Below are 1,643 nucleotides of genomic sequence, written 5' to 3'. Positions count from 1 at the left end.
ACAGTACTCTGCCCGGCTATAGACTCTAATGCCTTGGCCAAATATGCTACCTTATCAGGCGTTGCATCTTGAGATAAATCCTTAATTCTTTGATGTAATGCGTATACTACTTCTTTTGCGATAGTCATCTCTTAATTTCCCCACAATTTTAACAGTTTTTCAAAACTAAATCTTTCAAAGTTACCCTTCAGCTCATCATATTCATTTTCCCTACTGGTAATATCCTCATCTACTTTTTCTATAGTTGTGCGAATACGTACCACATCTTGCACGGCAATATTTTCTGGATGAGGCAGTGGATATCCTCTATTCGTTTTATCTTCTGGCATTGGTATTGTTTGAAAAAGTAGTGTTTTATTTCAGCTTTTCAATTTGTTCATTTGAAAGCCCAGTAGTCCTTGCAATAATATCCGTAGATATACCAAGTTCAATTAAGTTCTTAGCTATTTCTCTTGCACCTTCCTCTCTGCCTTCCTCTCTGCCTTCCTCTCTACCTTTTTCAGTAGCATCATCAAGCCTTTGAGCCCAAATACCCTCTTCTTTTTGAACGTTCATATCCATCTCTTCATAGGCTATCAGATCTTTTTCTTTCCAGCCGGATTTGTCTAATTCATTATATGCTAGCTTTATTATTGGTGCCCGTTCTGCTATTTTTTTTAAATCCTCATCTGTAGTTTCTGCTGCATACCGAAAGAAGAAACACCAACGCTCTATTATTGTCTCTAATTGGTCTACTTTGCTTTTTGAAAACTTTGGCAGTTCTATAAAAATAAACTGAAAGTCTTTTAAGTAATGTCCATTGGTTTCTATATCACGTATACTGTGAGTCGAAATATAATACACATCTTCAGAAAATAAATTACAATTAGATATCGCGATGAAGTACACTTTTTGTAAATCGGAATATTTGCATGACTGTCTAGAATAAGCTTTAGCAGCGTAAAGTTGTGCACGTTTTTCAAAGCCTTTATCTCTAGCAACTTGCATCTCAACCACGAATCTTCTACCTATTGAATCCTTACATAGAATATCAACTATACTTTGTCTATCAGAAGCAATCTCAGGATTCATGATCGTGCTAAGAAATTCTACCTCTTGTACTACATCTTCTCCAGTAAATCCTAAAATATCATTTATGAAGTGAATGAGAATATTTTTGTTTTTTTCAGTACCAAAGATTAGCTTGAAAGTAAGGTCATTCTTTGGATCTAGAAATTTAGAAAACGGCATATCACAAAGCTCCAAAATTGTTAATAATTATATACCATTAATGCAAAATATTCAATGCTTTAAATACAAATTTTCTTTCGGTATATGCTAGTAAGTGAAATTTCATGTAATAATTATTCGCAAATTTTTCACTTTAGGACGATATTGCACTGTACCACTAAGAACTAGCTTTATCCTGGTTTCATTGGCATTAAAGTTTGTCAGCATATGAGTCCTCTCCACCCAGTTGTCGCCGATAGGTTTTCCTGTTGTTAAATTAACTAGCTGCCATTCTCTTTCCACGTTTTTTTGCACATATGCTTTAACATCGGCAGTACCAGGTATTAATGCATCATAAGTAATTGTTATCTTAGTATTTGAACCTGCTGGAATGCTCCTGGTTACGTAATCTGCAGATTCTCCCACATTGCCAA

2 protein-coding genes and 1 pseudogene are annotated in these 1,643 nt (G+C 34.9%); all 3 read right to left on the bottom strand.

Translation table 11 applies throughout. The features are described from left to right. Positions 1-131: 131 nt before the first annotated feature. On the bottom strand, positions 132-329 hold the full coding sequence (locus IC220_RS07440) for a hypothetical protein (RefSeq protein ID WP_188153781.1): 198 nt from the start codon (positions 327-329) through the stop codon (positions 132-134). Positions 330-354: 25 nt separating this feature from the next. After that, positions 355-1,230: an Rpn family recombination-promoting nuclease/putative transposase gene (locus IC220_RS07435; protein WP_188153665.1), complete on the bottom strand. Its 876-nt coding sequence runs from the start codon at positions 1,228-1,230 to the stop codon at positions 355-357. 102 nt (positions 1,231-1,332) lie between these two features. Continuing rightward, positions 1,333-1,643, bottom strand: a pseudogene (locus IC220_RS07430) (hypothetical protein); the annotation flags it as partial.

Origin of the sequence: Wolbachia endosymbiont of Pentalonia nigronervosa (assembly GCF_014534705.1) — a bacterium.
In the GTDB taxonomy this organism is placed as follows: Bacteria; Pseudomonadota; Alphaproteobacteria; order Rickettsiales; family Anaplasmataceae; genus Wolbachia.
The sequence above is the reverse complement of the archived record's forward strand: the minus strand, read 5'-3'. Positions and strand labels throughout refer to the sequence as shown.

What these genes read in the sequence shown, in the direction of transcription:
- IC220_RS07435 (WP_188153665.1), bottom strand. Translation starts at nt 1,230, where the DNA reads ATGCCGTTTTCTAAATTTCTAGATCCAAAGAATGACCTTACTTTCAAG.
- IC220_RS07440 (WP_188153781.1), bottom strand. Translation starts at nt 329, where the DNA reads ATGCCAGAAGATAAAACGAATAGAGGATATCCACTGCCTCATCCAGAA.